Here is a 14,978-nt window from a genome sequence, read left to right as displayed (position 1 = left end):
AATGGGATCATCAGCACATCAAGAAAAGCACTTCCAGCACTACATCATCGGACGGCTGGTTGAACAGGGTTGGAAACTGGGAGAATCCAGGTTTTATGACACTGAACGGGCAGTGTATCCCGAGGATCTGAAAAACTGGATCAAGCACAGCGGCCAGCAAGATAAATGGGGAAAGCTGGAACGGCTTAATGGAACCAAGACCCTGGATGTGATGCTGGAGCGTCTGTCCAAGGCGCTGGAGAGGCAAGGCACGGTACAGGTACTGCGCCAGGGCTTTTCGATTGCCGGTTGCGGTCTGATTGAAATGACTGAAGCCGCTCCGGAAGACAAACGTAATGAAGCGGTGATCAAGCGCTATCATGCTAATATCCTGCGAGTGGTGCCTGAGTTGAAGTATCATCCGGCACGTGAGTTTGCGATTGACCTGGTACTGTTTATCAATGGCCTGCCGGTGGCCACGGTGGAACTGAAGACTGACTTTACCCAGTCCTGTGAAGCGGCCATGGACCAGTACCGCAATGATCGTCTGCCCTATGACCCCAAAACCAAGCGCAAGGAGCCATTGCTGACTTTCAAGCGCGGCGCGGTGGTGCATTTCGCCATGTCAGATTCTGAAATCATGATGGCGACCAAGCTGGATGGAGAAAACACCCTCTTCTTGCCGTTTAACAAGGGGCGTAAAGACGAAAGCGGTGCTGTCCATGCGGGGAACCCGCCCGGAGATATCAAGCCTGATGACACCCAGGAATACCCGATAGCCTACTTTTGGGAGGCTATCTGCCAACCGGATTCTTGGCTGCGTATCTTCCACAGTTTTGTCTATGTGGATAAAAAGGATGTGGTGGATATTCAGGGCAATTGGTCGAAGAAAGAGACACTGGTTTTCCCGCGCTTCCACCAGTGGACTGCAGTCAACGAGATGCTGGCCGATGCCCGTGAGAACGGGGCCGGTATGACCTACCTATGTGACCATAGCGCCGGCTCTGGTAAAACCAGCACCATTTCCTGGACTGCGCATGATCTGGTGAAACTGCGTGAGGACAACGGTGATGCGGTGTTCAACAGTGTCATCATCGTCACCGACCGTAATGTGCTGGATGGTCAGCTTCAGGATGCAGTGAAACAGATCGATCATCAGTTCGGTATGATTGCCGCCATTGACCGCCAGAAATCTTCCAAATCCAAAAGTAAGCAGCTTTCAGAAGCCCTACTGTCTGGCACCCCGATTGTGGTGGTCACGATCCAGACTTTCCCTTACGTGATGGAAGCCATCATCACCGACAACACCCTGAAGGGGAAAAACTTTGCGGTGATCATCGATGAGGCGCATAACTCACAAACCGGCTCCACTGCTGCCAAACTGCAAGCTGCGCTGGGATTGAGTGGTCAAGGTAAGATGTCCACCATGACGGTGGATGAGCTTCTGGAGCAACTACAAAAATCCCGTGCCCGCCCGGATAATATCAGCTACTTTGCCTTTACCGGCACGCCGAAACATTCCACCCTGATGCTGTTTGGTCGCCCGGAAGACCCAAGCCAGCCCGCCTCGGACGACAATCCACCACAAGCCTTCCACAAGTACACCATGCGCCAGGCTATCGAGGAGAAATTCATCCTGGATGTGCTGAAAGGCTATGTACCCTACAAAACCGCCTTTAACCTCTCAAAACAGATTGAGGACAGTAAACGTGTGAGCGGTAAAGCGGCTAAACGTGCTCTGGCGCAGTGGATGTCATTGCATCCCACCAACGTGACCCAGAAGGTGCAGTTCATCATTGAGCACTTCACCAAGAACGTCGCGCACCGGCTGGATGGCAAAGCTAAAGCGATGGTGGTGACCAGCTCCCGCGCCGCTGCAATTCGCTACAAAAAGGCTTTTGACCGCTATATCGAACAACACAGCGAATACGGCTTTATCCACTCAATGGTGGCCTTCTCCGGCAAGATGACTGGCAAGCAGGTTATGCACCAGGATGATGGTGAGTTCAAAGACGATGTATTTATCGTCGATGAAAATGAGGAGTTCACCGAGCAAAGCATGAACCCGGACGTGCAGGGGCAGGATTTGCGTTTTGCCTTTGACCGCAATGAATACCGAGTGATGCTGGTAGCGGATAAATTCCAGACTGGCTTTGACCAGCCAAAGCTGGTCGCGATGTATGTCGATAAGAAGATCGCCAACCATGTGGAAATCGTGCAGACCTTCGCCCGCCTGAACCGGATGGCACCAGGCAAGGATGAAGTCTTTATCATCGATTTTGTGAACGACCCGGACAATGTGCGTAAAGCCTTTGAGACGTATGATCAGGGTGCACATATTGACGAAGTGCAGGACCTCAACGTGGTCTATGAAATCAAAGAGCGCTTGGACGAGCATAGTCTGTATGACGAGAAGGATCTGGCTGCGTTCAAGGAAGCCAGATTCAAGACCATCCGCGATATTACCCATACAAAATCGCCACAGCATAAGGCGCTGCACGCTGCCACCAGTGGGGCAACGACCTTGTACAACGACAAGATGAAAATGCTTCGCGATGCCATGGCAAAGTGGGAGGCCGCCTTTGAGAAGGCTCACTCCAGGGAAGATGAAGCAGGCATGAGGTCGGCTGACCATCATCAAGATGAATACGCCGAACAAATCAAGACGCTCATGGGTTTCAGGTCGGACTTGGGGCGCTTCTGCCGCACTTACTCCTATATCGCCCAACTGATTGATTTTGGTGATCCAGAACTGGAGAACTTCGCTGCCTTCGCCAAGCTACTGCAAAAACGTCTGCTGCACGAAGGCCCGGAAACAGTGGACTTGACGGGTCTGGTGCTCACTGGATTTGATATTAATGCCCGCCGGGGCGATGCAGAGGACGAAGGTGAAATCCCGGTACTGCAACCGGCAGGGGCAGGCGGTGGCGGCGCGGCAGGTGACAAGCCGAAATTCGTCAAAGAGATTATTGATCGGCTTAACAGTCTGTTTGGTGAGGCAACTCCCATCCAAGATCAGATCGCATTCGTTAATCAGATCTCGTCGATTACTGGTGAAAGCGATGTTGTCATGGCGCAGGTGGAGAGCAATACCCGTGAGCAAGCCATGAAAGGCAACTTGCCAGGAGCCGTTCAGCAAGCTGTTGTGCGGGCCTTGTCCAGCCACCAGAAACTGGCCACCCAGGTACTCAAGTCTGATCGTCAGGGCATGACCTCGTTGATTGACGTGGTATATGAGGTGCTGCGCGAAGGCAAAGATATCAACCTGGACATGGATTGAGACGATGCTTGACCTGCTGAATTTACCGGGTGTCAAACCGGTGGACATGTACAAAGAGAGCAAGGCACTCATCATTGTTGCCGTAACAGAAATGGTCAAAGTACCTCTGTGCGAGGGCTGCAATATCCCCATGCATAAGCACGGTACGCGCAAGAACAAATTTTCGGACACCCCGTTGTACATGGAGCCGGTTCGCCTTGAAGTTCAGCGCCCCCGTTTTCGCTGTGAGTCGTGTGGCAAAATGGCCATGCCAGAGTTGAGCTTTCTTGATGACAAACGCCGTGCCACCAAAAGACTGGTCGATGTGATCCGGCAACAGTGCCTGGGGACGACTTTCCGTGCTCTGGCAGAGCAAACTGGTGTGGCGGTGAATACCGTCAAGAATATTGCCCATGATTTGATCAACGAGCTATCCCAAACCGTTCGTTATGAAACACCGGTCATTATGGGGATTGATGAAGTCAATCTGGCTGGTGACTATCGTTGCGTTATCAGCAATCTGGCGACCAATAATGTCTTTGATATGCTGGAATATCGCACCCAGGAACACCTGAAGCCGTTCTTCAAAGACTTGCCGGACGGAGACAAGGTGGAGTGGGTGTGTACGGATATGTGGCGGCCCTTTAAACGCTCTTTTACCCAGTATCTTCCCAACGCCAAACTAGTAATCGATAAGTTCCATGTGGTCAAAATGGCGTCCGAGGCGCTGGAAGAGGAAAGGAAGAAGTACCAAGCCCAGCTCGGTAAGGAACAGCGCATTTATGTCAAGAAGTCCATTCGCTGCCTCACTCTGAAACGGCCTGGCAACCTGACATCCCCAGAGCAAAAAGCGCTAGAAATAGTTCGTCAGGAGATACCTGAACTTGCGGTAGCCTATGACTTCAAAGAAGCCTTCTTCGGCATTTACGACGAACCTGACAAGCAAAACGCTCAGAACGCTTTCGAAGCCTGGGAGAACAGTCTTCCAGATCAGGGGCTGGAGCCGTTCAAGAAACTGGCTAAAACGGTCCACAACCACTACGAAGATATCTTTGCCTACTGGGATGCGCCATTCCCGATTACCAACGCGTACACAGAAGGACTTAATGGCCTTATCAAAATGGTAAATCGTCTGGGTCGGGGATACAGCTACGAGATCATTCGGGCCAAAACACTCTATTCCGCAGAAGCTCGCAAGGTTGGGAGTGGTATTCGGGCTGGGCGCGGCAAGGTGGAATATGGCCCACACATCCCGACACTATTGAAGCAGGCTGAGAGTGGTGAACTGGACTAGAACAGATTCCTAATTTCCAACCAGACTTTGATTATAGTGATGCACTAGGGACAATGAAATCCAATCAGAAGACAGATTCGGGCAAAGGATAGATCCAAGGTCAGTATAGCCAAGCGACATTATTTTGATAACAATTAGCTGTATTTTTTTGCCACATATCAGGGCATTGGCTGTAATCATTTTTAAGTCGGTTGGCTATATAAATGAATTCTAACCCTAGATTGCAAATAGCTTTTCATTTAAAGAATCTCACAATGTACGTATCCAAGTAATTATATTAGTCGCGACTAGATCTGACACTGGACCTTGAAAGGTTGAGAGTTACCGGTTTTGATATGGGTGTCTAATCCTTAAACAAAACGCGAGGTAACTCTCATGCTTCATACTAACAATCCCATTATCAAACACAAAGCCGGCCTGCTCAATCTCGCCGAAGAACTCGGTAACGTATCAAAAGCCTGCAAGAGCATGGGCGTGTCACGCGATACATTTTACCGTTATCAGGAACTGGCTGCTGAAGGCGCCATTGATGCGCTGGTTAACCAGAAGCGCCGGGTTCCGAACCTGAAGAACCGCGCCGACGAAGCCACTGAACGCGCGGTTGTTGATTATGCTATTGAGTTCCCGCCCCATGGGCAGCACTGGACCTGTAATGAGCTGCGTAAAAAAGGCGTGTTTATCTCCGGCAGCGGCGTGCGCTCCATCTGGCAACGACACGACCTGGAGAACTTCCGTAAACGCCTGAAGGCGCTTGAGGAAAAGGTCACCAGAGAAGGCATTGTCCTTACCGACGCTCAAATCGCAGCCCTGGAGAAGAAGGCGCACGATGATGAGGCCTGCGGTGAAATCGAGACGGCACATCCCGGGTATCTGGGCTCGCAGGACACCTTCTACGTGGGCAATCTGAAGGGGGTGGGCCGTATCTACCAGCAGACGTTCGTGGATACGTACTCGAAAGTGGCACACTGCAAGCTGTATACGAATAAAACACCGCTCACCGCCGCCGACCTGCTCAATGATAGCGTACTCCCGTTCTACGAGGCTCAGGGACTGCCGGTGCTGAGAATACTGACCGACAGGGGTACGGAGTACTGTGGTAAAGTGGAGCAGCATGATTATCAGCTTTATCTGGCTATCAACGATATCGAGCATACGAAAACGAAGGCGATGTCTCCGCAGACGAACGGCGTCTGCGAGCGCTTCCATAAAACCATCTTGCAGGATTTTTATCAGGTTACGTTCCGCAAGAAGTTATATGGAGACCTAGAAAGTCTGCAGGTAGATCTGGACAACTGGTTGTGGCATTACAATAATGAGCGAACTCATCAGGGAAAAATGTGCTGCGGGCGTACGCCGATGGCCACTTTACTCGATGGAAAACGGATCTGGGCAGAAAAGAATCTGAACCAGATGTAATCTGACAGACACCCACCTGTATAAATAATCGGTAACTGTCAGCTCAGGTCTGAGCTAGTACAAAGTAATCGATGGTGAACTCTGGTTCTGTCTCAAAAAAGATGTATGTGAGGTTCTCACAATCGCAAACTCACGCCGTGTTGCCGCTGAAGTTCTATATGAGAGTGGGGTACGCAAAACGGACGTCATCGATATTATGGGTCGCGAGCAAGAAGCAACTTTCGTCAACGAACCCAACCTCTACCGCGTCATCTTCCGTAGCAACAAACCCGAGGCGAAGCAATTCCAAGATTGGGTGTTCAATTACGTACTTCTCTCAATCCGCAAGACCGGCAAGTACGAACATCCTGTTTATAAGCCCGAGTTCCACGAACTCTTCACCGCTAAGGATACCTCCAACTTCGCCCGCCTGATTTGGCACATGAGCCATAACTTCCGCTTCAAGCAGGCATGGAGCAATGGCATATGGTACGCTTTAGGGGAAGTCACAGGCATTCCCTCACCTCAGCCGATGGAAGTCCGCCATATCCCGCATATCGCACGAGAATGCGAACGCATATGGGCTGTGATTGAACGCCTACAATCTGCTAAAATGGTAGAGGCTGAGAGGAGAACCATTCGGCAGCTTGTGCGCAAGCGTGAGAACGTGGATAGCGTGATGGGTGAAATAGATAGCTTGCTCATTGAGGCAAGCCAGAGCAACGCCTTCATGCTCACCGATACGCTGACCCGCTGGCATAAATCCGAACTCGGCCAGTTCGCACAGAGGCACTGACGGTTGCCCCGGCTCGTTAAGGGGCATAGGTATCTACATATCATAAAGGGTTAAAAACCACCATAGCTAAGTAGGCAAGTTCTTCCGGGGTATAGTCTGCTAATAATGTCAAGGTATTTAGCAGGATGGATAGTCCGGCAAGCAGCGCTGGGGCGCTTTCTTTACACCCTCGTTTTTGTTGTCGTCCGGATAATCGGCAAATTAACTGACGGGCTGCCGCATTGTCGTCTCCTTCAGCGCGTTGCAGCCGCCATACCAGCACACATGCCATGCTAGCTATCAATAACCTGCGTAGCAGTGCACCAGCACTGCACTGAAGCCATTTTTCTACATCATGACCGGCACCTTTCAGCAGCTTAAAAAAGGATTCAATACCCCAGCGCCAGTAATACCAGCGAGCGACTTCCGCGCTGGTGATCTCGTTGCTATAGCCAACCGACTTAAAAATGATTACAGCCAATGCCCTGATATGTGGCAAAGAAGCATAGCTAGCTGTTATCAAAATAATGTCGCTTGGCTATATTTATTACCGACAAGCAAAAAGCCGAACTCGAACACCTTCATGACACCAGTCGTGATAAGCGTGTTTGTGATCGCATCAAAGCCGTCCTGCTGGCCTCCGAAGGATGGACCTCTGCGATGATTGCGCAAGCTCTGCGTCTGCACGAAACGACGGTAAACCAACATGGCTTTGTTGAATAATAGTGAGTCATGCTGTTTTTCCAGCCAGTTTTGGTAGAAAATGCTTGTCACCTCAGGTTTACAGTTTTCTTATGAGGCCTAACTGCATGATTTTTCGTTGCGAGGGTCTGTCGTTTCACCGTGGGTGCAGCATAAAATATGTTTATTCAACAAAGCCGATGCAATATTCAATTTTTTCACCAATACGCTACCAGAAATATAGCCAAGCGACTTAATTTTGATTACACCATATGGACTGAGAACAAAATCTCTGTATCGCAACCACTCTCTCTTTTTTTGCTTTTTGCTTGTGCCCATTTATGCTCAATGGGGTTAAGATCTGGCGAATATGTAGGCAAATACTCCACCATATACCCTGCATCGATGATGACTTGTTGAATATTATGTTTTTTGTGAAAAGTTGCATTGTCCATCACGATTACCCTGTTTTTAGGGAGTACTGGGATAAGGACTTGTGTGACCCAGGAATAGAAAACATCGCTGTTAATATTGATATCAAATAATCCGATAGCAAACAGCATTGTGCCTAATAAAGCGCCGATAACATTTGTTCTTCCCTTGGCTCCCCCGTTCTTCAGGCCAAAACACCGTTGACCTTTTGGGGAATAGCCGTGAGTCCGTGGGGTATCGTGTGGAAAACCACTTCCATCAATAAAAACAATAGGTTTACCTTCTTTTTCATACTGTTGTATTTTTTGTTGAAATGCTTGCCGGGCGCTTTCGTCGACTTTCGGATGACATAGAGTTTTTTTTTATAGGTCAATCCCAGCTTTTTAAGAGCTTGCCAAATGGCCTTCTGACAAACGCCAAAACGCTCTGCACGTTCTTTTTGGTAAGCATCTGGATATGGTTCAACATCTTTTATCAACTCGGATTTATCGATCTTTCGCTGACGCGTGGTCGATGCTTTTGACGCTATTTGATTAATCCAACGCAATACAGAGGCAGGGCCAATCCGAAATTGCTTCGCTGTTTCTCGGATACTCAACCCTTCTTCTTCCCGTGTAGATATCACTTTACGTCTAAAATCAATTGAATAGCTCATTTAAATAATGTAATCAAAATTAAGTCGTTTAGCTATACCTTCTGCATAAGCACATTGCGATACCCCCCAGACCCACGGCGCTGCCGCCAATAACATGCGCATCCGAATCACGCGCTCCTCCTGTTTTCGTTTTCACTTGGTAATGACACGCCGGGAACCCACATGGCCCGGCATAAAAAAATCCGCCCAACGTCACTCCGATTAGGAGTGGCGTTGGCGGACAGAATTCATGGCTAGTGCACGGCGGGCCTTAACCTTAAGCAGCATAGGTATCTACACATCTTTTGCAATATCTGCTATTACGTTGCTGCATGATCTCAACTTATCCATCGGCGGGATTGATGCCCGCCTTAACCGGCGTTATCAGCGTCTGGTTAAGCAACACATGACTCCCCCAGCACCATTGGCGTCAGCCGTTAAAGACCTTGCCTGCGCGCAGAAAACAACGTTCGCCACTACTCAGGCCGTTTGGCGTTTTTTTAATAATGAACGTATTAGCTTCAGTCAGCTCAATGAACCGATTATTTCGCTGGCTCTCCGGCAGGTTGCACTTAGCCCGCATCCATACGCTCCCGTTGTTCACGACTGGTCTCATTTACAGTTTCGTACCCACAATGGGAAAGAAGAACGTTTGAAAATGACGCATGGTGGCGACGTCGGTTATGAACTACAAACCCGCCTACTGGTTGATGCTGCAAATGGTTTACCAATAGCGCCCCTGTCTCAAACTCTAACCGATAGGGCGGGTTGTCGTTCAACGCTAACCGAGGGCTTGTCTGAGAGTCTGATTCATATGGATGCTTTGACGGCTGATATCGCCCGCGTTGAGTCTCTTTTGATACCGGGAAGAAGTTAGTTCATCTCATTGACCGTGAAGGTGACTCTATCGGGCATATGCGCACATTAAGCTCCCAGGGAATATGTTGGCTTATCCGGGGAAAGGAAGGGCATCGGGCCGAGTGGGGCGGTGACACCCGTAAAATTGGTGAAATTGCAGACGATCTGCCATTTATCGCAAACGGACAGGTTGGCTGGAAAGGGCAAAAAGCCAATATGGAGATCGGGGAAACATCCGTGATCATAACGCGAACAGCAAAACCGAAGCGGAAAGACAAGAACACCGGACGGCGACAGCCAGGCGTAGCTCTGACACTCAGATTAGTTGTGGTTCGCCTTACCGATACTCACGGTAAATTTATCGGACGCTGGACGCTGCTCACAAACGTTAGCAACGAGATCACCAGCGCGGAAGTTGCTCGCTGGTATTACTGGCGCTGGGGTATTGAATCCTTTTTTAAGCTGCTGAAAGGTGCCGGTCATGATGTAGAAAAATGGCTTGAGCGCAGTGCTGGTGCCCTGCTACGCAGGTTATTGATAGCTAGCATGGCATGTGTGCTGGTATGGCGGCTGCAACGCGCTGAAGGAGACGACAATGCGGCAGCCCGTCAGTTAATTTGCCGATTATCCGGACGACAACAAAAACGAGGGCGTAAAGAAAGCGCCCCAGCGCTGCTTGCCGGACTATCCATCCTGCTAAATACCTTGACGTTATTAGCAGACTATACCCCGGAAGAACTTGCCCACTTCGCTATGGTGGTTTTTAACCCTTTATGATGTGTAGATACCTATGCCTTAAGCAGCCAGACTGTTGAGGTTTATGCACTACAGATAATGAGATTATTAATGGTAATTATCTATATTTTCGCTACACTAACAATCACGTCTTTTTCATTACAAATTAAAGGGATATAGAAAATATTTGTCGTCTGAAATCGCCAATGCAGTGCTTGCACCTATGTAGAAGAAATAACAGCACTTATTAACTGAGAATCAGATCACATAAAAAATCCCTAAAACCACTAAATTTAATCATACGATTGATTGAATGGGGCTTATGCCATGCTTTTCCCGGCAACGTCGCCTACACGAGGCGACCACACCAAGCAACGACTGTTACAGGCAGCCCTTGAGGTGTTTGGCGAATTTGGCCTGCAAGCCGCCACCACGCGCGACATTGCCCGCCGTGCCGGGCAGAATATTGCCGCTATCACCTATCATTTTCACTCCAAAGAGGGGTTATATCGCGCGGTGGCAAGCGCTGTTGCCGATGAAGTGGCGCACACCTATCTCCCTTTGCGCATAGAAATTACCGAGTACCTGCAACAGCCCGCAGGCACGCCAGAGCGTTACATGGCGTATTTGCAAAAACTGGTGCTGAACTTTACCCGGCTGATGGCCAGCCCGGAAACGTTGCACTTCAGCCGCTTTATGTCGCACGAACAGTTGTCACCGACAGATGCCTATCCGCTGATGCACGAGTGCATTATCGCTCCCATGCATCAGTTGATGACGCAACTGGTCGCTGGCTACACTGGGCTAGACAGCAACGATCGTAGAACCGTTATCCACGCCCATGCGCTGATCGGTGAAGCGCTGGCATTCCGCTTTGCCCGGGAAACCATACGACTACGAGCAGGCTGGGACGACATTGGTTTAGAACAGAGTCTGGTGATTAACGACGTGGTGACACAACACATAGTACTGGTGCTTGACGGCCTGAGAGCCGCACAACAGCACGGATGCTTTTAGCCGGTCAAAAAGGGAAGCCTTCCATGAATAAAGTTAAATCGCGCGTGACCATTCTGGTGCTTTTGCTACTGGCAGCCGCACTCTACGCGGGCTGGACACACTATGCACGCCGTGACACGCCCATCACGCTGTACGGTAACGTGGATATTTGTACGGTGAATCTGGCGTTTCGCGTCAGTGGACGTCTGGCAACCTTGCAGGTGGATGAGGGGGACAGCGTTAAGGCAGGACAGGCAATCGCTGCGCTGGATACTGCACCGCACCACAATGCGCTGCGCCAGGCTGACGCCAACGTTGCCAGCGCGGCGGCTCAGCTGGCACTGCTTCAGGAAGGTTATCGGCGTGAAGAGGTTGCTCAAGTGCGTTCTCAAATGGACCAAGCGCAGGCCGCCTATGAGTACGCCGACAAATTCTATCAACGCCAGCAAGGCATGTGGGGCAAAGGTGCCGTAGCACAAAATACATTAGACGATGCCCGTTCGGCGCGTCAACAGGCGCTTGCTACGCTGCAAGCTGCTAAAGAGAAATTGGGCCAGTTCGAAAGCGGCAACCGTCCGCAAGAGATTGCCGCCGCCGAGGCGGCACTGGCACAGGCGCAAGCAGTACAGGCGCAGGCCATTCTCGATCTGAGCGATACCACGCTTACCGCCCCTTCTGATGGCGTGATCCTCACCCGTGCCGCAGAAGCAGGCAGCATGCTCAGCGCCGGCAGTACCGTATTTACGCTCTCGTTAACCCGTCCAGTGTGGATTCGTGCCTACATTGATGAGCCACAACTTGGGCAAGCGATACCAGGACGACAAGTGCTGATTTATACGGACAGCCGCCCAGACAGCCCCTATCACGGCACGGTCGGATTTGTGTCCCCCAGCGCAGAATTCACCCCCAAAAGCGTAGAAACCCCGGCGCTGCGTACCGATCTGGTTTATCGGCTGCGTATCATCGTGAACGATGCGGACGACCTGCTGCGCCAAGGAATGCCCGTGACGTTGCACTTTACTACTGATAGCGTAACGCCATGAACAATCCCATGCCACGCATTACGCTGGACGGGGTAGAAAAAACCTTCCCTGACAGCACCACGCCTGCGCTGAAACCGCTGACCGCCTCGCTTGATGCGGGTGCGGTTATCGGCTTAGTGGGGCCTGACGGCGCGGGTAAGACCACACTGATTCGTATGCTGGCCGGTCTGTTAACACCGAGCAGCGGGACTCTGCGCGTGATGGGGCTCGATCCGGTACAGGATGACCGGCAATTGCACGCCATCCTTGGTTATATGCCGCAAAAATTTGGGCTGTATGAAGACCTGAGCGTGATGGAAAACCTGACGCTTTACGCCGACCTGCGCGGCATTACCAGCACACAGCGTCAGGAAACCTTTGAACGCTTGCTGACGTTTACCGACCTCGCGCGCTTTACCACGCGTCTGGCTGGAAAACTTTCTGGCGGCATGAAGCAGAAGCTGGGGCTGGCCTGTACCCTGCTGGGCCAGCCTAACGTACTGCTGCTGGATGAGGCGGGTGTCGGGGTTGACCCCATCTCACGACGCGAGCTGTGGCGCATGGTGCACGAACTCGCTGACGACGGTATGCTGATCCTGTGGAGCACGTCTTATCTCGATGAGGCAGAACAGTGTCGTGATGTGCTGCTGCTGAATAACGGCGAATTGCTGTATCGCGGCGCGCCGCAAGATCTTACCGCCACCATGGCCAGTCGCTGCGTGCTGGCACATGCCGATGGCGTTGCACACCGCACGCTGCTGCAACAGGCATTGCAGCACCCCGCCGTCAGTGACGGCGTCATTCAAGGCAAATATGTGCGTCTGATGCTGAAGGCAGGCGCAACCCCGTCCAGCCTGTGTGACACACTGCCGCTGACGCCGGACAACACCGAAACCACAGCCCCCCGCTTTGAGGATGCCTTTATCGACCTGTTAGGCGGTGGCCCCAAAGGGGATTCCTCACTGGCACGCATTATGCCGTTCATTCCCGATGATGGCGATGACAAGGTGATCGAAGCCCGCCATCTGACCAGAAAATTTGGTGAATTTATCGCGACCGATCGGGTCGATTTTACCGTGCGCCGCGGCGAGATTTTCGGGCTGCTCGGCCCCAATGGTGCAGGAAAATCAACCACCTTCAAGATGATGTGCGGGTTGCTCACGCCCAGTGAAGGCCATGCGCGCGTGCTGGGCATGGATCTTAAAATCAGCTCAGGCAAAGCGCGTCAGCATCTGGGCTATATGGCACAAAAATTTTCTCTGTACGGTAACCTGACGGTAGAACAAAACCTGCGCTTTTTCTCTGGCGTCTACGGTCTACGTGGCCGCCAACAACGCGAGAAAGTCGCGGCCATGACGCAGGCATTCAACTTTGCGCCGATAAGCCGACAAACGCCAGACGCCCTGCCGCTTGGATTCAAACAGCGCTTAGCCTTGGCCTGTGCCTTAATGCACGAGCCGGATATTCTGTTTCTTGACGAACCCACCTCTGGCGTTGATCCCCTCACCCGCCGGGAATTCTGGATGCACATCAATGGGATGGTCAGCCGCGGCGTGACTGTCATGGTGACCACTCACTTTATGGATGAGGCGGAATATTGCGATCGCATCGGCTTGGTTTATCGTGGCAAACTGATTGCCAGCGGCACACCCGATGCCTTAAAGCAGCAGGCGGTTACGCCAGACATGCTCGATCCCAGCATGGAGCAGGCATTTATCGCCCTGATTCAGGCCTACGACACGGAGAATGCCCATGACTAATGCCAACAGCAACCCCCTCTCGGACAGCACCGCCTTTTCCTGGCGACGCTTGCGGGCATTGTGTCGCAAAGAGAGCAAGCAGATTGTGCGCGATCCCAGCAGCAGTCTGATCGCCTTTGTCATCCCATTAATGCTGTTGTTTATTTTTGGCTATGGCATCAACCTCGACTCCACTCGCTTACACGTCGGTATCCTGCTGGAAGAGCAGAGTGAAGCGGCGCGCGATTTAGCCCAAACCTTTGCCGCCTCCCCCTATATTGAACCGACCATCAGCCGCGACCGCCAAACATTGATCCAGTTGATGCAAGCGGGACGCATTCGCGGTTTGATCACTATCCTTGGCAATTTTGCCGAGCAATTGTCACAACCCGGAGGACTGGCCTCGATACAGGTGATCACTGACGGCAGTGAGCCTAATACCGCCAATTTTGTTTCCGGCTATGTGCAAGGGGTTTGGAAGGTCTGGCAGGAACAGCGCGCGTTGGCTCAGGGGGACACGTTTACGCAACCCATTGAGTTACAGCTGCGCTATTGGTTCAACCCGGCAGCAATCAGCCAACACTTTATCATTCCCGGTGCCATCACTATTATCATGACCGTCATTGGTGCCATTCTGACCTCATTAGTGATTGCCCGAGAATGGGAGCGCGGCACTATGGAAGCACTGCTGTCAACGCAGGTTACGCGAGCAGAGCTGCTACTGGCCAAGTTAATCCCCTACTATGGCTTGGGCATGATAGCCATGGTGCTGTGCATGGTGGTGGCCGTCTTCGTGCTGCATGTTCCCTACCGTGGATCGCTCTGGATACTGTTTGGCATCAGCAGCCTGTTTCTTGCCTGTACCCTCGGTATGGGACTGCTGATTTCCACCCTGACACGCAACCAGTTCAATGCGGCAATGGTAGCGCTGAACGCTGCATTCTTGCCGGCGGTCATGCTCTCCGGGTTTATCTTTGAAATTGACAGCATGCCAGCGCTGGTACGCGCCGTCTCTTACATCATTCCCGCACGCTATTTCGTCAGTACGCTGCAAAGCTTATTCCTCACGGGTAATGTGGTCAGCATCTTGCTGGTCAATCTGGGCTTTTTAAGCCTTGCCACGCTGTTTTTCATCGGGCTGACCGCGTTAAAAACGCGGCGCAGATTGGATTAGGGAGG

Annotated in this window: 15 protein-coding genes and 1 pseudogene; 11 read left to right on the top strand and 5 right to left on the bottom strand. The window is 51.5% G+C overall.

Annotation, left to right across the window (positions count from 1 at the left end; all coding sequences use genetic code 11):
* The first annotated feature begins 1 nt into the window (after position 1).
* Both ACD630_RS21635 and ACD630_RS21630 read left to right on the top strand, forming a co-directional pair.
* Entirely contained in the window at positions 2-3,259 is a 3,258-nt protein-coding gene (locus ACD630_RS21635; RefSeq protein WP_430360604.1) for a type I restriction endonuclease subunit R, read from the top strand.
* Positions 3,260-3,263: 4 nt separating this feature from the next.
* Positions 3,264-4,532 (top strand): ISL3 family transposase, encoded by a 1,269-nt coding sequence (locus ACD630_RS21630; RefSeq protein ID WP_430360603.1) that lies wholly within the window; start codon positions 3,264-3,266, stop codon positions 4,530-4,532.
* Positions 4,533-4,541: 9 nt separating this feature from the next.
* Here ACD630_RS21630 and ACD630_RS21625 read toward each other — a convergent pair whose 3' ends face one another.
* A complete protein-coding gene (locus ACD630_RS21625; protein ID WP_430360602.1) occupies positions 4,542-4,712 on the bottom strand; it encodes a hypothetical protein in 171 nt (56 codons plus the stop codon).
* A gap of 195 nt (positions 4,713-4,907) precedes the next feature.
* Here ACD630_RS21625 and ACD630_RS21620 point away from each other — a divergent pair, with 195 nt between their 5' ends.
* The gene (locus ACD630_RS21620) at positions 4,908-5,948 is read left to right on the top strand and encodes an IS481 family transposase (protein WP_430360601.1); all 1,041 of its coding nucleotides are present in this window, start codon (positions 4,908-4,910) and stop codon (positions 5,946-5,948) included.
* A gap of 67 nt (positions 5,949-6,015) precedes the next feature.
* Positions 6,016-6,723, top strand: coding sequence for a BRO-N domain-containing protein (locus ACD630_RS21615; RefSeq protein ID WP_430361235.1), 708 nt, complete (start codon positions 6,016-6,018; stop codon positions 6,721-6,723).
* A 40-nt stretch (positions 6,724-6,763) separates the two neighbouring features.
* Here ACD630_RS21615 and ACD630_RS21610 read toward each other — a convergent pair whose 3' ends face one another.
* Positions 6,764-7,225, bottom strand: coding sequence for a hypothetical protein (locus ACD630_RS21610; RefSeq protein ID WP_430360600.1), 462 nt, complete (start codon positions 7,223-7,225; stop codon positions 6,764-6,766).
* A gap of 11 nt (positions 7,226-7,236) precedes the next feature.
* Between ACD630_RS21610 and ACD630_RS21605 the strand changes: the two are divergent.
* Positions 7,237-7,410: pseudogene (locus tag ACD630_RS21605) on the top strand (helix-turn-helix domain-containing protein); the annotation flags it as partial.
* A gap of 93 nt (positions 7,411-7,503) precedes the next feature.
* Here the strand turns inward: ACD630_RS21605 and ACD630_RS21600 are convergent.
* From ACD630_RS21600 to ACD630_RS21590, 3 genes are read right to left on the bottom strand one after another with little or no spacing between them, the layout of a single operon-like run.
* Complete coding sequence (locus ACD630_RS21600) at positions 7,504-7,722, bottom strand: hypothetical protein (protein ID WP_430360599.1); 219 nt, start codon at positions 7,720-7,722, stop codon at positions 7,504-7,506.
* Positions 7,647-8,117, bottom strand: coding sequence for an IS630 family transposase (locus ACD630_RS21595; RefSeq protein WP_430361234.1), 471 nt, complete (start codon positions 8,115-8,117; stop codon positions 7,647-7,649). Before ACD630_RS21595 ends, ACD630_RS21600 begins: the two co-directional genes overlap by 76 nt.
* On the bottom strand, positions 8,000-8,470 hold the full coding sequence (locus ACD630_RS21590; protein WP_430360598.1) for an IS630 transposase-related protein: 471 nt from the start codon (positions 8,468-8,470) through the stop codon (positions 8,000-8,002). The genes ACD630_RS21595 and ACD630_RS21590 overlap by 118 nt, the downstream gene beginning before the upstream one ends.
* 304 nt (positions 8,471-8,774) lie before the next feature.
* Here ACD630_RS21590 and ACD630_RS21585 point away from each other — a divergent pair, with 304 nt between their 5' ends.
* From ACD630_RS21585 to ACD630_RS21560, 6 genes are all read left to right on the top strand, one after another.
* Entirely contained in the window at positions 8,775-9,326 is a 552-nt protein-coding gene (locus ACD630_RS21585; protein ID WP_430360597.1) for a hypothetical protein, read from the top strand.
* 38 nt (positions 9,327-9,364) lie between these two features.
* The gene (locus ACD630_RS21580) at positions 9,365-10,084 is read left to right on the top strand and encodes a hypothetical protein (protein WP_430360596.1); all 720 of its coding nucleotides are present in this window, start codon (positions 9,365-9,367) and stop codon (positions 10,082-10,084) included.
* Positions 10,085-10,369: 285 nt separating this feature from the next.
* Positions 10,370-11,059 carry a transcriptional regulator CecR gene (cecR, locus tag ACD630_RS21575; protein WP_430360595.1) on the top strand — a complete coding sequence of 230 codons (690 nt, stop codon included), beginning with the start codon at positions 10,370-10,372 and terminating at the stop codon, positions 11,057-11,059.
* 23 nt (positions 11,060-11,082) lie between these two features.
* The gene (gene hlyD / locus ACD630_RS21570) at positions 11,083-12,081 is read left to right on the top strand and encodes a secretion protein HlyD (RefSeq protein ID WP_430360594.1); all 999 of its coding nucleotides are present in this window, start codon (positions 11,083-11,085) and stop codon (positions 12,079-12,081) included.
* Positions 12,078-13,820, top strand: coding sequence for an ATP-binding cassette domain-containing protein (locus ACD630_RS21565; RefSeq protein ID WP_430360593.1), 1,743 nt, complete (start codon positions 12,078-12,080; stop codon positions 13,818-13,820). The genes hlyD and ACD630_RS21565 overlap by 4 nt, the downstream gene beginning before the upstream one ends.
* Positions 13,813-14,973, top strand: a complete 1,161-nt coding sequence (locus tag ACD630_RS21560) for an ABC transporter permease (RefSeq protein ID WP_430360592.1) — start codon at positions 13,813-13,815, stop codon at positions 14,971-14,973. Before ACD630_RS21565 ends, ACD630_RS21560 begins: the two co-directional genes overlap by 8 nt.
* Positions 14,974-14,978 lie beyond the last annotated feature (5 nt).

It is taken from the genome of Symbiopectobacterium sp. RP, assembly GCF_050472005.1.
Classification (GTDB): domain Bacteria; phylum Pseudomonadota; class Gammaproteobacteria; order Enterobacterales; family Enterobacteriaceae; genus Symbiopectobacterium.
Note: the sequence above shows the minus strand (reverse complement) of the source record. Positions and strands in the feature narration are given on the sequence as shown.